Origin of the sequence: Andreesenia angusta (assembly GCF_001855385.1) — a bacterium.
GTDB classification, from domain to species: Bacteria; Bacillota; Clostridia; order Tissierellales; family Gottschalkiaceae; genus Andreesenia; species Andreesenia angusta.
This window is the reverse complement of the sequence record NZ_MKIE01000001.1, coordinates 260,152-277,845: the sequence shown is the minus strand read 5'-3', so window position 1 is coordinate 277,845 and position 17,694 is coordinate 260,152. Positions and strand designations below refer to the sequence as shown.

Sequence of the window (17,694 nt, the reverse complement as noted above, 5' to 3'; positions counted from 1 at the left end):
TTTTGGTTTGGTATACTCTTCTGATAGCTCTATTTCTTTAAGAGAATAGTATAATGGCACTAAATGCCTAAAATAATTATAACATAAAATCAGAATATGTAGTTTTCAGACAGGGGAGAAGTCTGATAAGATAGTCAGTATGGAAACGATAGGAGGAGAGCGAATTTGGTAAAGAAAAATCAGGAAGTAGAGCTGTATATAGATAAGACGGAATTCCCGAACAAGGGGAAGGCAGTCTGCGAAGGCAAGACTGTCACAGTAAAAGGTGGGCTTGAAGGGCAGACAGTGCTTGCAAAGGTAATAAAGAACAGGAGAAACAAAGTCGAGGCTAGAATAATAGAAGTGCTGGAAAAATCACCGCTTGAGACCGAGCCAAAGTGCACGCATTTCGGGATATGCGGAGGATGTAGCTACCAGAACGTGCCTTACGAGAACCAGCTTGCGCTCAAGAAAAAGCAGGTTAAGGAAATAATAGACAAGGCGGACATAGGCGAGTACGAATACCTGGACATAGTTTCAAGCCCTGTGACTGAAGGGTATAGAAATAAGATGGAATACTCCTTCGGGGATACAGAAAAGGACGGCCCGCTGGCCCTGGGACTTCACCAGAAGGGCAGGTTCTACGAGATAGAGATAACGGAGAACTGCAATATAGTGGACTCGGATTTCAGGGAAGTGCTTATGGCAACTCTTAACTACTTCAGAGAGAAGAAGACTCCTTACTACAACAAGAGACAGCATGCAGGAGTGCTTCGCCACCTTGTGGTCAGAAAGGCCATAAACGGGGGCGAGATGCTGGTGAATCTTGTTACAAGCTCGCAAGGCGAGATAAACTCACAGGAATTTGTGGAACTGTTGACAAGTCTAGAGCTTAAAGCAGAGCTTAAGGGAATAATCCACACTGTAAACGACTCGCTTGCAGACGTGGTTCAAAGCGACGAGACCAGAATGCTCTATGGAAGCGACATAATAACGGAGGAGCTGCTGGGGCTTAAGTTCAACATATCGCCGTTCTCGTTCTTCCAGACAAACACAAAGGGCGCCGAAGTGCTCTACTCCAAGGTAAGGGAGTTTATAGGGGAGACTGACGACAAAACTATATTCGACCTTTACTGTGGAACAGGCACTATAGCTCAGATACTGGCGCCAGTGGCAAAGAAGGTTTACGGAATAGAGATAGTGGAGGAAGCGGTTGAAGCGGCAAAAGAGAATGCGGTTATAAATGGGCTTGAAAATTGCGAGTTTATAGCTGGGGACGTTATGGAGAAGGTGAACGAGCTATCCGACAAGCCGGATATAATAGTGCTGGACCCTCCAAGGGACGGAATACACCCTAAGGCCATACACAAGATAATAGACTTCAAGCCTGAGACTTTTGTATACGTTTCATGCAAGCCTAGTTCTCTTGAGCGTGACCTTCCAGTGTTCAAAGAGAGAGGCTACAAGGCGGAGAAAGTGCAGTGCGTGGACATGTTCCCAATGACACCGCATGTTGAGACTGTGGTAAAGCTATATAAGGCTTAAGTGATTGGAAAGACTGAAGTTGAAGAGATAAGGACTATGTTCCCTGAGACAGCGAAGTAGGGAGAGGGCTGTTTAGGGGAAAATGAAAAGAGGATATATTGGTATGATAAAGGGCATCTGCTGAGAGGTAGGTGTCTTTTGTTATGCTTGGATATTGGATAATATTGACTACATAGCTTTACAAGCAAATACTATAGGTATATAGTTGTATAATAGGTGCTTTAAGCATTAAATCAATATACATAAGGAGATTGCAAATGGGCTATGTACATAAACTTTCGTCTTTAAATTCAAAAGACATAGGGAAAATGATGTTTCCGGTCTTTTTTTGTTTGGAGAAAACCAAGGTAGAGGATTTTCTAGAGTGTTATGAAGAAGTTAGCTTGAATAGAGTTTTATCAGAGCGATTGCTTGCTTTTGAAAAAGAAAAAAGGGCAATACACATATTAAATGAGATTGAAGAAATTTTCAATAATTCAGGGGAGTTAATATTTATAACGGATTTTGAAATGCTATTTAATCCTGATTATAAAATTGATATTTTGAAGCTCTTTATAAAATTGAGCAGAAAAAAGAAGGTTATGGTATTGTGGCCAGGTGTTTATGAGAATGAAGCGTTGAAATTTGCAGAATTGGGATATCAAGATTATAAATCATATAGAATCAAAGACTATGATATAACGTGTATAAATTAAGGAGTAAAGGGGAGAATTTAGATTGAAATATTCAGACTTAATTAATTTTAGTCCTATAGACAGTATAATTCAGATAAATGAAGCAGATGATAAAGAGAAGGCGATTAGCCTTACAAAGAGCTATGTGATGTCGGACGATATGGCTGAAAAGCTCGAAAAAAGCATTATTAGCGAACTTCAACTTGAGGAAGTAGTGGACAACAAGGGAGTTCTTCTAGTAGGTAACTACGGTACAGGTAAGTCACACTTAATGTCTGTAATATCTGCTATTGCTTCAGACAGTGAGTATTTGAAGTATGTACAGAATGAGAAGTTTGCAAAAGATATGGAGTGCGTTGCTGGAAAGTTTGAAGTGCTTAGAATCGAGATAGGATCTACGACTATGTCTCTGAGAAATATAATACTCAGCAAGGTCGAGCAGGATTTTGCCAAAAGAGGACTGTCTTTTTCATTTCCTAAAGAGGAAGAGATTATAAACAACAAAGACGTATTAGAGGAAATGATGGAGATATTCTCGTCGAAATATTTTGACAAAGGATATCTTATAGTTGTAGATGAGTTTCTCGACTATCTAGGTGGAAGAAAAGAGCAGGAGATAAAGCTGGACTTGGGCTTTATGAGAGAGCTTGGAGAGATGGTAAAGAGGTCTAGGCTTAGGGTAATATTTGGAATGCAAGAAAAGCTGTTCGAAAACCCTAATTTTTCGTTTGTGTCAGAGACACTTAATAGGGTAAAGGATAGATTTGAACAGGCGATAATCAGAAAAGAAGATACAGCATATGTAGTATCGGAACGTATACTGAAGAAAACTCCGGAGCAGAAAGCAAAAATCAGAGAGCATCTTCAGCAGTTCTGCAATCTATACACTAATATGTCAGAGCAACTTGAAAACTATGTAGAGCTGTTTCCAATACATCCGGCTTATATAGACGTATTCAATAAAATATACATCATAGAGAACAGACATATCCTAAAAAACATATCTGAAATAATAGAAAACATAATGGATGAGCCTGTTACGGATGAAGCGCCAGGTATTGTTTCTTTTGACAGCTACTGGACTTTCATTAAAGAAAACTACAGCTACAGAACAGATGTAAACATAAAGGAAGTCGTGGAGAAAAGCGAAATTCTAGAAGACATAATAAAGCGATCTTTTCCCAAGAAGCAATACAAGGATGTAGCTCTCCAGATGATATATGCGCTTAGCGTGCATAGGCTTACTACTGGAGATATAAGCATAAGATCCGGACTGACTTCAGAAAATCTTAGAGACGATCTATGTATTTATCTTAAAGGGATGCCAGAACTGGATTCCGAATTTCTACAGAATATAGTTCAAAGAGTTCTTAAAGACACAATGACGACAGTAAGCGGTCAATTTATAGAATATAACGAAGAGAATGGACAGTACTTCCTAGACCTTACTAAAAATATAGACTTCGATGAAAAGATAACTCAGAAAGCAGCAATGCTGGATGATGATACTTTGAATCGCAGCTTTTTTGATGTAGTCTATAGCTGCTTGCACTGGGATCAAACTGAGCATGTTACAAACTTTAAAATATATGAGCATACACTGAATTGGGAGAGTCGTAACATTTTCAGAAGAGGATATCTATTTATGGGTATACCGGAAAATCGTTCAACAGCCCAGCCACCCGAGGACTACTATCTATATGTACTGCCTCCATATGGAGACATAGAGTATAAGGAAGAAAAGAAAGTAGATGAAGTGTTTTTTGAGTTCAAGCAGGATGAAGAATTCAATAACAATCTTAGACTTTACGCGGCATCCATCTCTATGAAAGAGCTTGCCGAAGAGAAAAATAAAAAAGCATATCAGGACAAGGCAAATAGCTACAAAAAGAAATTGACCAATTATTTAGGTGAGAATAGGAATACTTGCTTCGAAGTAATATACAAAGGATCAAAAAAGCAGCTTATAGAAGTCTTAAAAGGAAAATACAATAGAGATTTTGAATTTAAAGAAACTATAGATACAGCTGCGTCCATATGCTTGGAAGACTACTTCACTGGCAAATATCCGAACATGCCGGCATTCAAGACTAAAATAACAGTAAACAACCAGGCGGCTATAATTAGAGCTGGGATAGATCACTTTGCAGGAAGAAAGAACCAGCAGTCTAAAGCATTGCTTGAAAGCTTTGGTCTTTTAGACGGAGATAAGATAAGTACGAAGAACTCGAAATACGCTTCTTATTTTGCGAATAAGCTTTCGAAACTAGCTCAAAAATCGGTCATAAACTTCAGCGATATATATGAACCAAAGTTCGCAGACTACTTAGACAGTGAATTTAAAATCAATTACGAGTTGCTTTCAATAGTGCTTCTGGCGTTAATCCACACAGGGGACACCGTTATGGAACTGAAAAATGGCAAAACTCTTACAGCTTCAAACTTGGATGAACTGCCTAAGACAAATGCAATGGATATATATGAATTCAAGTATATTTCAAAGCCAAAAGATATGGCTCTTAAGGAACTGATAAGACTGTTTGAAGTGCTGGAACTTCCTGCTGGACTTATAAACAACCCTAATGAAAGAGAAAAAGGTATAGAGAAGCTAATTGAAGTTACATCGGATTATGCTTCTAAAGCGGTTAAGGCTTCTTCCAAACTGAATGACGAGTTCAGGCTTTGGGGAGAAGAGCTTATAGCAGAGCATGTAGTGAAGGACTATAAAAGCTCCATAAGAAATATAGTGGACGAATTCAGCAACTTTGGAAGCAAGTATAATACTGTGGCAAAGCTCAACAACTTTAATCTTTCGATGGAACAGGTAGAGGCGCTGGGAAAAGATATTGAGATACTCAAAATAGTAGACGGATACGAAGTGTTTAGAAGAGAATGTGCAGACAGTATAGGATATATAATGAATTTGGAGTTGATAGAGCTTGGAGAAGACTTCAAATCTAAACTTGAAGACTTCAAACTGCTGTTTAGAAAAGTACGAGATGAAATACCAGCTGTAAAAGATGGAGAAGCTTCAGCGACTAAGGTAAATAAAGAAGCTTCAAAGCTAAAGAGTGAATATATAGACATATACTTTGAAGAGCACCAGAAGAGAAGACTTGGCATAAGCGAAGAAAAGCAAAGGTGGGAGATTATAAATTCACCTAAAATGTCCAAGTTAAACAGATTAAAGTCAATAAGTATTTTATCTAAGACAAAGTTTGATTTGATAGAGAAGGTACTGAGTGGCTTAAAAGTATGCTATGAACTGACATCAGCCGATTTGAAGTCGACTCATGTCTGTCCGCATTGTAAGTTTATGCTTGGAGAGAAAAGCAAGGCAGTATCTGGACAACTTGATAATATAGAGAGCAATATAGATGCACTGCTTGGAGAGTGGACGAATACACTTTTAAATACGATTTCAGACCCACTGGTACTGGAAAACAAGGAATATCTAGATGAAGCCCAACAAAAAGTCATAGAGAAGTTCTTAGAAGACAAGCAGCTTCCAAATACAGTAGATAGCTTTTTTATAAACAGCATAGTGGCATTGCTAGAAGGGTTTGACCCGGTGGAAATAGATACGGACGATCTGATGCATAAAATAGATGAAATCGGACCTTGCGATGTAGATACTTTCAATAAAAAGCTTATAGATATTATTTCAGAATACACAGCTGGAAAAGACAAAGAGAGACTTAGAATAGTTGTAAAACGATAGGGGAGATAAGATGAAACTGACAAAAGAAGACCTGGACAAGGTAAGGCATATAGAAGGATTCCCAATCGGGGAAGATGAGGACATTATAGCGCTTTCAAATCCTCCTCACTATACAGCCTGTCCGAATCCTTTTATAGAAGAATTTATAAAAGAGCATGGCAAGCTATATGACGAAGAGACGGATGACTACCATAGAGAGCCGTTTGCGGCGGATGTAAGTGAGGGGAAAAATGATCCTATTTACAGGGCACATACCTATCATACAAAGGTGCCTTACAAAGCGATAATGCGCTATATTTTACACTATACAAAAGTGGGAGATATTGTTTTTGACGGTTTTTGTGGTACTGGAATGACAGGTGTTGCTGCACAAATGTGCGGTAATCCTGACTCTGACTTGGAATTTAAACTTAGGCTTGAGCAGGAAATGCCGGATTTAAATTGGGGAGAAAGAAAAGCAATAATGAGTGACTTAGCTCCTATGGCTCAATATATTGCATATAATTACAACAGTAAGCTGCAAATCATATCATTTTTAGAAGAAGGCAATAGAATTTTAGCTGAGGTTGAAAAAGAGTGTGGTTGGATGTATGAAACAAATCATACAGACAAGTCAGGAAATAGTTTTTTAGGGACATTGAAAGAAAAAGGACGAATTAATTATACGGTTTGGTCAGATGTTTTTATTTGTCCTCACTGTGGCGAAGATATTGTATATTGGAATTCTGCAGTTGACCCTAAAACAAAAGCTGTAGCAAGTTCTTTTATATGTAAAAATTGTGGAATGAAATTAAGCAAACGTAGCTGCAAGAATGCTATGACTACTTATTACGACCAAAATCTACAAACAGTACAAAGTATTAGTAAGCAAGTCCCTGTATTGATTTCCTATTTTTATGGTGGGAAGCGTTTTGAGAAAACACCTGATGAAGATGATATAAGACTTGTGGAGAAGATAGACTCTTTAAACATTCCGTATTGGTACCCAACGGATAGAATGTGTGAAGGCTCTGAAAGTCGCAGAAATGATAAATATGGTATAACACACACTCACCATTTTTATACAAAGAGGAACCTATATATTCTTTCAAGCTTATATGAAAAAGCAAAGCACTCAAGATTTAAGATAGTATTACAGTCAGTAAATCCAACACTTATATCAAAATTGGTGAGATATAACATGGGAAAGCGAGGCAATGGTGTTTTGAGTGGAACTCTATACCTTCCATCGTTAAGTGCAGAAGGTGATATCGTGAAAATCGTGCGCGGAAAGCTAGATGATTTTGCTAAGGTTTTTTCTTCTATATCATCTTTCGATAGTTGTATACTTAACAATGCATCTTCCACGGACTTAAGCAATATTCTGGATAATTCTGTAGATTATATTTTCACCGATCCCCCTTTTGGAGACAATTTAAACTATTCTGAATTAAGTTATATTTGGGAATGCTGGTTAAAGATAAAAACAAATACCACTACAGAAGCAATAGTAAATGCTGTTCAGAAAAAGGGTATTGCTGAATATCAGTCTCTTATGACGACTTGCTTTACAGAGTTTTTTAGAATATTAAAGCCTAATAGATGGATGACTGTTGAATTTCATAATTCAAAAAACTCGGTTTGGAACGCAATACAGGAATCATTAAGTAGAGCAGGATTTATAATTGCTGATGTCAGAACACTTGATAAAAAGCAAGGTAGCTTTAAGCAGGTTACGACGACATCTGCCGTGAAACAGGACCTTGTAATATCAGCATATAAACCAAAAGAAAGCTTTAAGCGGGAGTTTCTTTCGCATGCCGGAAGTGAAGAGACAGCATGGGATTTTGTACGCCAGCACCTAGAGAATCTGCCTGTTGTAGTCAAAAAAGGCGACTGGATAGAAAGTGTTGCAGAACGCCAGGCATTCCTTCTATTTGACCGAATGGTGGCTTACCATATAATGAACGGCATAGCTATACCGCTTGATGCTTCAGATTTTTATAAAGGGCTTGACGCAAAGTTCCTAAAGCGAGATGGAATGTACTTCCTTCATGACCAGGTGAACGAGTACGATACAGCAAGAATAACAACAGATATAGAGAATGTTCAGATGGAGATGTTTGTATCCGATGAAAAATCAGCCATAGCTTGGCTATATAATCAACTGGAAACTCCGCAGACTTATGCTGAAATTCAGCCTAAGTTTATGAAGGAAGTCAGGTCGCTGGAGAAACATGAGAAGCTTCCTGAACTGTCAGTACTGCTGGAGGAGAACTTCCTTCAAGACGAGGCTGGAAAATGGTTTATTCCAGATGTAACAAAGTCGGGGGATATTATAAAGCTTCGTGAGAAGAGACTTGTAAAAGAGTTCGAGGAATATTTGGACAGCAAAGGCAAGCTGAAGCAGTTTAGGACAGAGGCTGTACGTGCTGGATTTGCTAAGCTTTGGAAAGAGAAAAAATATGATCTAATAGTAAAAACTGCGGAAAGACTTCCGGAGAAGGTAATTCAGGAAGACGACAAGCTGCTTATGTACTATGATGTCAGCTTGGATAGAATAGAGTAATTGCAATAAGGGGAAGGGGACTGAAAAGTGTACAATATAGGGGAAACTGTTTATGATACGATAAAGAATGAAAAAGTTCAGATACTGGACAAGCTAGAGGCTTGGGGATTTATTTCATACAAGGTATACAATCCATCTGAAGATTCGGTGTACAAGCTATCGTCAGATCAAATAAGCGCTGAAGATAGAGACGTGGATAATATAAATGTGGACTATATAAAGTATATTTCGCTACTTTCAAAAATAAAGAACGAGCTTTCTAGCGGGCTTCTTTCGAGTCTTTCAAACGGAATAATCCCCCTTCCTCATCAGTTGCATGTGCTGAATCGGGCTGTCTCGAACAACAATATAAGATATATATTGGCTGATGAAGTTGGACTAGGAAAGACTATAGAGGCTGGCCTTATAATAAAGGAACTCAAGGCCAGAGGACTTATAAAGAGAGTGCTTGTAGTTTGTCCAAAGGGACTGGTGACGCAGTGGAAGTTGGAGATGGAAGAGAAATTTGACGAAAAGTTTCATATAATACTTCCAGAAGACTTTGGAACTATAAAGAAAATAAGCGAAAGCGACGATGTATACGGTCAATTCGACCAAGTCATATCTCCGATGGACTCGATAAAGCCACTGGAAAAGAGGGCGGGATGGACTGAAGAGAAAATAGCTGAGTACAATGAAGACAGGATATACTCCATAATAAACAGCGGATGGGATCTTGTAATAATAGACGAGGCTCATCGTGTTGCTGGAAGCTCCGGAGAAGTTGCGAGATACAAGCTCGGAAATTTGCTGGCATCTTCAAGTCCATATCTGCTTCTGCTTACAGCTACTCCACACAATGGAAAGACTGAGCCATTTCTAAGACTTATAAGGCTTATAGATGAAAAGGCGTTTCCAAACTTCAAGGCCATAGTAAAGGAGCAAGTCGCTCCGTACATAATAAGAACAGAAAAACGAGATGCAATAGACAACAACGGAAATAAACTATTCAAAGACAGGGTAACCCAAGTTGTAGAAGTGACTTGGGACGATCGCCATACAATGCAGAGAGAACTTTACGAACTCACCTCAAAATACGTGTCAAAAGGCTACAATAGGGCAATGAGGGCAAGGGGAAAGAATATGTGGGTAATATTTCTGCTCATAATGATGCAAAGGCTGGTGACCAGTAGTACAAGTGCTATCCGCAAGAGTCTTGAGAAACGTATAGAAGTACTAAAAGAGCAGAATTTCAGAATAAACAACTTAACACAAGAGGAATTTGCTGAAATGGAACTTGAGGAGAATATGGAGGAGGCATTGAGCGCTATTTCATTCGACATGGAAGATGAGCTTAAAGAGCTTTCGGCAATCGTTAACGTAGCAAAGCAGGCGGAATTTCAGTACTTGGATGCTAAAATAGAGCCATTCATAGATATAGTAGAGAGCTTGTTTGCAGAGGATAGGAACCGTAAAATTATAGTATTTACTGAATTTGTGGCAACACAAGACTATTTGAGCACCTTGCTTATAAAGAGAGGTTATACGACATCGCTACTCAACGGGTCTATGAGCATAGAAGAAAGAAACATACTTCTGGAGGAGTTCAAGACAAAAACAAATATCTTGATATCTACAGATGCAGGAGGAGAGGGGCTTAATCTCCAATTTTCAAATGTAGTAATAAACTTTGATTTGCCATGGAATCCAATGAAGATAGAGCAGAGAATAGGTAGGGTCGACCGTATAGGGCAGCAGAGAGATGTGCATATATATAATTTCATACTGGCGGAGACTGTTGAAAAAAGAGTCAAGGATGTGCTGGAGGAAAAGCTGTCTTTAATACTGAAAGAAATAGGGGTAGACAAGTATTCAGATGTTTTGGACAGTGAATTTTCAGAAATGAGCTTTACAGATGCCTATATGAACTCTGTAAGAAACCCAAAAGAAGTAGAGCATTATATAAGCCCGATAGAAGAAGATCTTAGGGTGCAAGTAAAAAATGCCAATAAATTTAGGGAGATAATGCATGAAGAGAAAAATCTTGCAGACTTCATAGGAGCAGAAACCAGCTTTGATGTGGAGTCAGCACTTAAGCATATGGTGACATACTATGAAAATTACAAGGGTAATCCATATTTCCCGCTTGAAAGCTTGAGCATAAATGACAGCCAAATAATAAAGCATTTAAATAAAGAGATAGAGTTCAGTGCAAAAGATGGAGTCATGGCGATTGAAATCAAAGACTTTCCTAATGAGAGTGGATATTTTGGACTTTGGGAAATATCATTGTCTGAAGATATACACTCTAAAAAGATAATTCCTATTTTTATAAATGACAAGTTCATTCTAAGGCCAATGGCAGGCAAGAAGATACTAGATGAAATAGTAAAAAAGAGCTCTCTATTGAACTATAGAAGCATGATTGATTTAGAAGAGGCTGAATATGATCGAATAAAGGATATGACCAAAGAGTTTGTTTATGACACGTTTTTAGATATGAAGTCTGAATTTGAAAAGAAAAATGAAGAAAATTATCGGAAATATCTATATGCAATAGAGTTAAGGATAGAAGCGGCCAAGAACATAGGTATAGAGAACATAAAGCAGCATAAGCTAAAAAATCTTTTCAGGGAAAGAGAAATGGTAGAAGCAGAGTATAAGATGGGGAAAGCGGTCTGTCCAGAATTCAGACCTATACTGATGGTTTATTTGGAGGAGTAGAATGTTTAAAGATCATATGATTAAAATGCTATCCATAGATTATGAGAGTAGAATACTCGTATTTGACTATGATGATATGGAGAGTAAATATGGATATAATGAGATTCTAGTGGAAAATGGCTTTAGAATCATAAAATATGAGGATCCCACTGAATTTAGATTTATATATGAGAGCGAAATAAAGCACAGCGATGAAAAGTTTGCAGTTATAGTTAAGACAGAGGGTTATGTTCCATACGATATAATAAAAAGCTTTTACTCTGTAGAGTTAAGATTGGAAGATATATTTCCGAGGCTAAATAAAGATGCGCTCATAGGTGAAAGTGACATAGACATCGATCTAGTATACGAAGCCTATGGTGATTCATACGAGGATATGACCACTTATGAAAAAACCAGTAGATATATAGATGAAAAAGTATATGGAAAAGAGAATATAGCGAAGTATGTGGAAGACATAAAGAACGATATACTGTCTAGTTTTTCACAAGATATAAGAGACTATAAAGAATGGATTCAGATTGCCAAGAAAAAAGGAAAGGCAGAGTATCTAGCTGCCATGAAGAATATTAGTGTAGATTTTTCATTTATAGACGATAGATTTAAAGAATTTATATTCAGGGAATATAAGATGCTTTCGGGAAATGTAAATAAAAAGAGTCCAATTATGGTAAACAGGGTTATGGACTTTATAACCAAAGAAAAAAGCAAAGTGGCCCTTATAGTTCTGGACGGTATGTCTATATTTGATTTCAATATAATTTCATCAGAGTTCAAAAACATAGAATATGAGGAAGACTATATATATGCTATGATTCCGACGATGACTTCAATATCGAGACAAAGCTTATTGTCCGGAAAACTTCCCAAAATGTTGGAGAATCCATTTAAACTGACAGACGAGCAGAAAGAGTTTAAGTCGAAAGCAAAGTCGGAAGGGTATTTAGAGAATCAAATACTATATGCGCGGGGATATGATTTTGATATTGGACATAGCGTGAAATGCGTAGCTGTTATTTTGAATGACATAGACGACCTTGTACATGCTCAGCTTCAGGGAAGAACGGGTATGTACAATGATATCAGCTACTTGGCAAAGTCAAAAAGAATACAGAAACTAATTCATAGATTAAGTGAAACTGGATTTGATATATATATAACTTCTGACCACGGAAATACTCTTTGTAGAGGGTTAGGAAGAAAGCGAACTGGAGTTGAAGTGGAGACTAAGTCCAAGCGGATGATTGTAATGAAGGACTTTGCAGAAAAAGAGGCTGAAGAATTCTTGGAAAACTATGGAATGATAAAATATCCCGGATACTATATGAGTGACGAATACACTTATCTAGTGTGTGATACAGGGACTTCGTTCGATGATTTAAATTCGATGGTTATGACTCATGGTGGGGTTTCGATAGAAGAGATTATAGTTCCATTTATAAAAGTAAAGGCGGTGCATCATGGCTAAAATGATAGGAATGTCGAGAGGGATTAAACTAGAGTGGCTCGACAAGACAGTTGACTTGATTATAGAAGGTAAAAATGAAGAAGATATAAAGAGTGAATTGAATGAATACTTGTCTTTTGAAATAAAGAGCGCTACCAATCTTCGTAAGTCTAGAGAAATACTTATGAATATATGGGTAAGAACAGCAGACGATGTAGAAGAAATAAAGGAGTTTGCAATAGAATTATGCAAGCGTGAATGCTCCAGTAGAAGAGTTGCACATTGGTGCATGATGCTAATAACCTATCCTGTTTTTTCAGATGTATGTAGTTTGATAGGAAAAATAACAGATATGCAGGAAAAGTTTAAAACAGGCTGGTTGAAGCAAAAATTGTTTGATTTTTGGGGAGAAAGTTCAACACTGCTACACTCTACAGATAAGATACTTCAGACACTAAAACAGTTTGGAGCTATTGAGAGCTTGGAAAAGGGAGAATATAAAGCGAAGACTTATGAAGTAAAAAGCGAGGCAGAAGAGAGTCTAATAGCGATGACTATAATAGCTTTAAATGATAAAGCATATTATGAAGTGTCAGAACTATCAAGCATACCACAGATGTTCCCTTTCAGATACAGCATATCGCATGAGATGCTCCATAATTCTGAGCTATTTGCATTAAATAATTTTGGAGGGAAAGTTGTCGTGACTGGGAAAGATTAAGATACAGCTTTGTTTAATATAAATAAACGGAGAAAACCTAAATCCCCAACCGGAGATTTACAGAAAAACAGAAACGGAATTCAGGGCATTAGATATAACTCATATCTAGTGCCTTTGCTTTAGTGTCATAGGACTTCGCTCCGCTTGTCCTATGCCCTTTTCTTGAAGGTTCTACATACTCAAAAATAAAAAGGGGGAGAGCTCATGAGTGGAATCAGGAATATAGAAGTATTAAAGCTTACACAGAAGAATTTAAGTGATGGAAAGGTAGTGGATATAACGGACAACAATATTACAGAGGTCAGCAGCTATAGCTTCTTGGTCAAGATGCTAGAAGCTTACAACAAACGAGCGTTCAAGCCAAACGAGAGAATTGCAGAGTACATAAAGCTGAACCTGTCTTTAGACGAAGAAAAGGCCAAGTCTCAGTGGTTTGACGGAGCGTTCAGTTAGTCAATAAATGTCGCAAATTTTATGCTTAATTATCCGACATTATATAGCCTTCTTTTTTCATAAGTAGCTTTCTTGATAGCCAATCTTATTTCAAGAATCAGGATATCTCTACCCGTATGCTTGTCTTGTGGCGAGACCATTCCTATGCCTGTATGGTAGTGCTCATAATTGTACCAGTTGAAAAATTCCTCAAAGTAGCTTTCAGCCTCGCTTAGACTGCTGAAACGCTCCGGATAGCCCGGTGCATACTTGACAGTGCTGAACAAAGCTTCAATCTTGGGATTGTCATTTGGCGTTCTAGGCCTTGAAAACAGCTGCTTTACTCCCAAAGAAGTCATAAACAGCTTAGTGCTGACTGAACGCATTTGTGTTCCCCTGTCACTCAAAGAGCGAGGTTTTTCGCTGTTTAAAAGACCTTCAGCTAGTATTCCTTTGTCCCAAAGGGTCAAAGCTTCCTCGCTGGCCAAAGACTCACTCAGATGCCAAGATATCACTTTGCGGCTGAACCAATCTTGAAGCACATAAAGGTAGTAGTGACTGTATCTTGTAGTTGTCTTCACGTGCGTGATATCCCAGCTCCAGAGCTTATTGGGCTCTTGTACATCACCTATGTCCGGTTTTGTATGCTTGTTCCTTCGATTTGCATAGATGCCCCTTGGACCGTTGATTCCTTTGGACTTCATATACTCCCAGAACGTGACATGGGATATGTATATGCCGAATTCTTCTAGCGCTTTAATGCTAAGCACCCGACAGCTGTCATTGGCATATTTCTTGTCTCCAATCATTTTCTGAACAAGCTCTAGTTCATCTGGAGTCAGCGCATTGTATGGACGACTTTTGCGTTCTGATTGCTTTCTCTCGAGAGTTTCGCTGTTCTGCCAACGCTGTATGCGCTTTCTACAAATCTGAAGAAGCTGACAGATTCTGACCAGAGGCATACCTTGTGATTGGCCCCACGAAACAATGTCTAGAAGCTGTTGACGTTCAATGCCATATACATGCTTATTCTTGAACGAACCTTTGAAGCCTACTTGTCGTTTTTTTTAGAATCAAATATTCCACAGTCAAGTCTGCAAGTGCTTTCTCCTTGCGGTCCAGCTCTTTGGCTAGCTCCTGGTATTCCTCAAAAGAAACTTCTTCAAGGACCTTTGTCTTGACACTTTTTGTCTTCAGACGATCTACAGCCCCTGCTTCTACAAGTTCTTCAATCTCCCTAAGGTCACTTAGGTGAATTCCGTATTCGCGCAGAACTTCCCCTACGTTGCTTTCATCTCTAGTCTTGATGTAGATTTCAAATTTGGTTTTCGTAGTCAGTCTTCTTCTCTTTGTTGTCATCGTGATCACTCTCCATTTTTCTATTTTAATCATATCACGTTTGCCAACATTTATTGCTAGTGACTGCAACATTTTCTAGCTTAACATATCGGATTTGAGATACAGATGCTGCTTGAGGACTATGAGTGCAAGTCAAATCAGTACAATGAAGTAATGGAATTGATAGAAGAACTGTGTAGCGAGATACCGGAAGTCAAAGAACTCTTGGAAATCAAGGGAGTGGGACTGGCTACAGTGTCTGGATTTCTGGCAGAGGTAGGGGACATAAGACGCTTCAAGTCGCCTAAGCAGATACAGAAACTGGCGGGATTGGCACTTAGGGAAAACAGCTCAGGAAAGCATAAAGGACAAACTCGGATAAGCAAGCGAGGAAGAGGGGGCTTGAGGGCGACGTTGTTCCAAGGGGTGATGCCACTGGTGTCAAGAAACGCTGAATTCAGAGAGATACACAGATACTATACAACGAGAAGTGAAAATCCGTTGAGGAAGAAGCAGTCGCTGATAGCGATAAGCTGTAAGCTGATACGGGTGTTCTACGCGATACTGACTAAGGGGATAAAGTATGACGGGACAAAGCTGATGTCTGACATCAAGCGCCCATCAGAACCATTGGCAGCGTAAAAGCAATAACGACGAACTCAGGAAAGCGTCCGCTGAAACTAGCGCTGAGGTAGTCAAATACAGATATTCAAAGGACAAGAAGAGCCGGTAGTCAGCAGAAATTATTACCGTTAGAGCAGGAATGACTCGGAAAAGGAGCTGAGCTGACACCCAGCTTATGGACAGTCAGAACGAAGGAATTTAGGGCATAGGACCCTGTTAGACATGGGAGGTTTGAAGCCATAAGGAAATTGGGGAAATTGCAGGCCAAAAAAAGGAAACAACTAAGACGTTTTCTTTGGCGTACCCAAAAACCTTGTAGCTAGGCACTAGATGCGAACTCCGTCCAGCATTGCTCTTCTTAGGACTTTGAATAACTGAGAAAAAAAGAGCATTAAAGAGAAATATTAAGATTAGATAGGGAGGTTTATATGGAAAGACACGTTGGAACATGGTTTAAAGAGAAAGAACCTGAAAAAAAAGAAGTTGCGGAATTGCTTATTGATGGTAATAGTATAGAATTTTATAGCCGATTTCATGGTGAAGTATTTCCTACTACATTTATAGGTAGTGACGGTGAGTATAGATATAAAGTATTTGTAAATGGATCTACGAAACCGAGTAGTAATCGCTTGCTCGATTATACATCTTCACATCGAGTTTTTTATGTGTTAATGCAAAATTTTAGTTTTTCAAAGGGTATTGATATATCTGGCATTGTTGAGTTTTCATTTTCGATTCCGGAACTTATCGATTGGATAGGCATAAGCACTGTATTTTATGGAAGTACTGATATGGATAAGATGGCAGCAGGTGAGATGCATTTAGAACCAATTATTATCCATTCTGAGAATCCATATGTAGAATTGTACTTCGAATCTAAAAGCTTTAACAGCAGCATACGGGGTGACGACAGAACAGAAATAATTATTAAAAATGAACCGAGAATTAAAGTACAATATACGCAAGAACAGGATATTCAACGTGTCATGGATGATATCGAATGCATAATGCAGTTTTTTGGATTACTGATAGGAACGGTAAGTGTTGCACAGGATATCAGACTGACTATTAAAGATCAGGACTTAAAAAGCTGGTTATACTTCAACAGAGATTTTTCTTATAATACAACAATTAGAGATGTACTAAATAGACCGAGAACATATTGTTATGTTATTGCAGAACATTTACAAAGATATTATTCCAACTGGAGAAAGTTTTATTTTGATGATTCATATTCATTGCTGAGAAGGATATTTTTTTCTGTAAACGGAAAGAAGGATATTTTTGCTGAAGATATTTTTGTTGAATATATGAGAATTCTAGATGGATACCATACTCGCATTTCTGGTGATGAAGTGATAAAGGGAAAAATAAAGGCTACATTAAAAGCGTCAACAAAAGAAATTAAAAAATTAATATTTACGGATGAAGGCAGACCACTATTTGAAGATACAATACAGTCAGTCATTCCTGAATGGAAATATACGTCTAAACATATGGAAGACATTGCGGGGTGGATTGCAGCAGGATTTCTTGCAAAAACATCATTGTCTCATCGTATGCAAGAACTTGACGATCAGCACTTACAGATAATAAGAAAAAATGCTGCCCATATAGAAAAGTTAAGAAGAGATGATTCTATTATAGGAGCAAAGCAAGATGAAGAATTAATACAACTTTATTTTAAGGAATTGGGGGATACTAGGAATTATTATTCCCATTATAAGCTGGATAAAACAGGTGTTTTGGAAAGCGTGCAAATGTCAGATACAATAAATGTATTAAAAGCAACGATTATATCTATATTCATGAGTCATATGGATATTGAAACGGATTTGATTCGAAAAATACTTGAATTTGATAGTGAACTTCATTTTCAGACCATGTGTTTGAGGGAAAAAGACGATCGTCCCTTCGAGCATCCAAATAAAGTTAAAAGTAAGTAATCTGATGATTACAAAC

At 38.1% G+C, this 17,694-nt stretch carries 11 protein-coding genes and 1 pseudogene; 10 read left to right on the top strand and 2 right to left on the bottom strand.

Features of this window, described 5'->3' with window-relative positions:
• Positions 1-165: 165 nt before the first annotated feature.
• The 8 genes from rlmD (at position 166) to EUAN_RS01270 (ending at position 13,791) form a co-directional block, all read left to right on the top strand.
• Positions 166-1,524, top strand: coding sequence for a 23S rRNA (uracil(1939)-C(5))-methyltransferase RlmD (rlmD, locus tag EUAN_RS01310; protein ID WP_071060858.1), 1,359 nt, complete (start codon positions 166-168; stop codon positions 1,522-1,524).
• 257 nt (positions 1,525-1,781) lie between these two features.
• Complete coding sequence (gene brxF / locus EUAN_RS01305) at positions 1,782-2,219, top strand: BREX-3 system P-loop-containing protein BrxF (protein ID WP_071060855.1); 438 nt, start codon at positions 1,782-1,784, stop codon at positions 2,217-2,219.
• 22 nt (positions 2,220-2,241) lie between these two features.
• Complete coding sequence (locus EUAN_RS01300; protein WP_071060853.1) at positions 2,242-5,919, top strand: DUF6079 family protein; 3,678 nt, start codon at positions 2,242-2,244, stop codon at positions 5,917-5,919.
• Positions 5,920-5,929: 10 nt separating this feature from the next.
• On the top strand, positions 5,930-8,467 hold the full coding sequence (locus EUAN_RS01295) for a DNA methyltransferase (RefSeq protein ID WP_071060850.1): 2,538 nt from the start codon (positions 5,930-5,932) through the stop codon (positions 8,465-8,467).
• Positions 8,468-8,494: 27 nt separating this feature from the next.
• Positions 8,495-11,170 carry a DEAD/DEAH box helicase gene (locus EUAN_RS01290; protein WP_071060848.1) on the top strand — a complete coding sequence of 892 codons (2,676 nt, stop codon included), beginning with the start codon at positions 8,495-8,497 and terminating at the stop codon, positions 11,168-11,170.
• A gap of 1 nt (position 11,171) precedes the next feature.
• On the top strand, positions 11,172-12,638 hold the full coding sequence (locus tag EUAN_RS01285) for a PglZ domain-containing protein (RefSeq protein ID WP_071060846.1): 1,467 nt from the start codon (positions 11,172-11,174) through the stop codon (positions 12,636-12,638).
• Positions 12,631-13,338: a hypothetical protein gene (locus EUAN_RS12740; protein ID WP_211266239.1), complete on the top strand. Its 708-nt coding sequence runs from the start codon at positions 12,631-12,633 to the stop codon at positions 13,336-13,338. The genes EUAN_RS01285 and EUAN_RS12740 overlap by 8 nt, the downstream gene beginning before the upstream one ends.
• Positions 13,339-13,542: 204 nt before the next feature.
• Positions 13,543-13,791, top strand: a complete 249-nt coding sequence (locus tag EUAN_RS01270) for a hypothetical protein (protein WP_071060844.1) — start codon at positions 13,543-13,545, stop codon at positions 13,789-13,791.
• Between the two features lie 29 nt (positions 13,792-13,820).
• On the opposite strand, the gene EUAN_RS01265 is transcribed toward EUAN_RS01270, so the two are convergent.
• Positions 13,821-14,759, bottom strand: a complete 939-nt coding sequence (locus EUAN_RS01265) for an IS3 family transposase (RefSeq protein ID WP_281182070.1) — start codon at positions 14,757-14,759, stop codon at positions 13,821-13,823.
• A gap of 37 nt (positions 14,760-14,796) precedes the next feature.
• Positions 14,797-15,129 carry a hypothetical protein gene (locus EUAN_RS01260; protein WP_071060840.1) on the bottom strand — a complete coding sequence of 111 codons (333 nt, stop codon included), beginning with the start codon at positions 15,127-15,129 and terminating at the stop codon, positions 14,797-14,799.
• 96 nt (positions 15,130-15,225) lie between these two features.
• Here EUAN_RS01260 and EUAN_RS01255 point away from each other — a divergent pair.
• Both EUAN_RS01255 and EUAN_RS01250 read left to right on the top strand, forming a co-directional pair.
• Positions 15,226-15,750 (top strand): annotated as a pseudogene (locus EUAN_RS01255) (transposase); the annotation flags it as partial.
• Positions 15,751-16,160: 410 nt separating this feature from the next.
• The gene (locus tag EUAN_RS01250; RefSeq protein WP_071060838.1) at positions 16,161-17,678 is read left to right on the top strand and encodes an ApeA N-terminal domain 1-containing protein; all 1,518 of its coding nucleotides are present in this window, start codon (positions 16,161-16,163) and stop codon (positions 17,676-17,678) included.
• Positions 17,679-17,694: the final 16 nt, after the last annotated feature.

Excerpts from the sequence above, each read along its gene's own strand:
- brxF (WP_071060855.1), top strand. The coding sequence starts at position 1,782 with ATGGGCTATGTACATAAACTTTCGTCTTTAAATTCAAAAGACATAGGG.
- EUAN_RS01295 (WP_071060850.1), top strand. The coding sequence starts at position 5,930 with ATGAAACTGACAAAAGAAGACCTGGACAAGGTAAGGCATATAGAAGGA.
- EUAN_RS01285 (WP_071060846.1), top strand. The coding sequence starts at position 11,172 with ATGTTTAAAGATCATATGATTAAAATGCTATCCATAGATTATGAGAGT.
- EUAN_RS12740 (WP_211266239.1), top strand. The coding sequence starts at position 12,631 with ATGGCTAAAATGATAGGAATGTCGAGAGGGATTAAACTAGAGTGGCTC.
- EUAN_RS01270 (WP_071060844.1), top strand. The coding sequence starts at position 13,543 with ATGAGTGGAATCAGGAATATAGAAGTATTAAAGCTTACACAGAAGAAT.
- EUAN_RS01260 (WP_071060840.1), bottom strand. The coding sequence starts at position 15,129 with ATGACAACAAAGAGAAGAAGACTGACTACGAAAACCAAATTTGAAATC.
- EUAN_RS01250 (WP_071060838.1), top strand. The coding sequence starts at position 16,161 with ATGGAAAGACACGTTGGAACATGGTTTAAAGAGAAAGAACCTGAAAAA.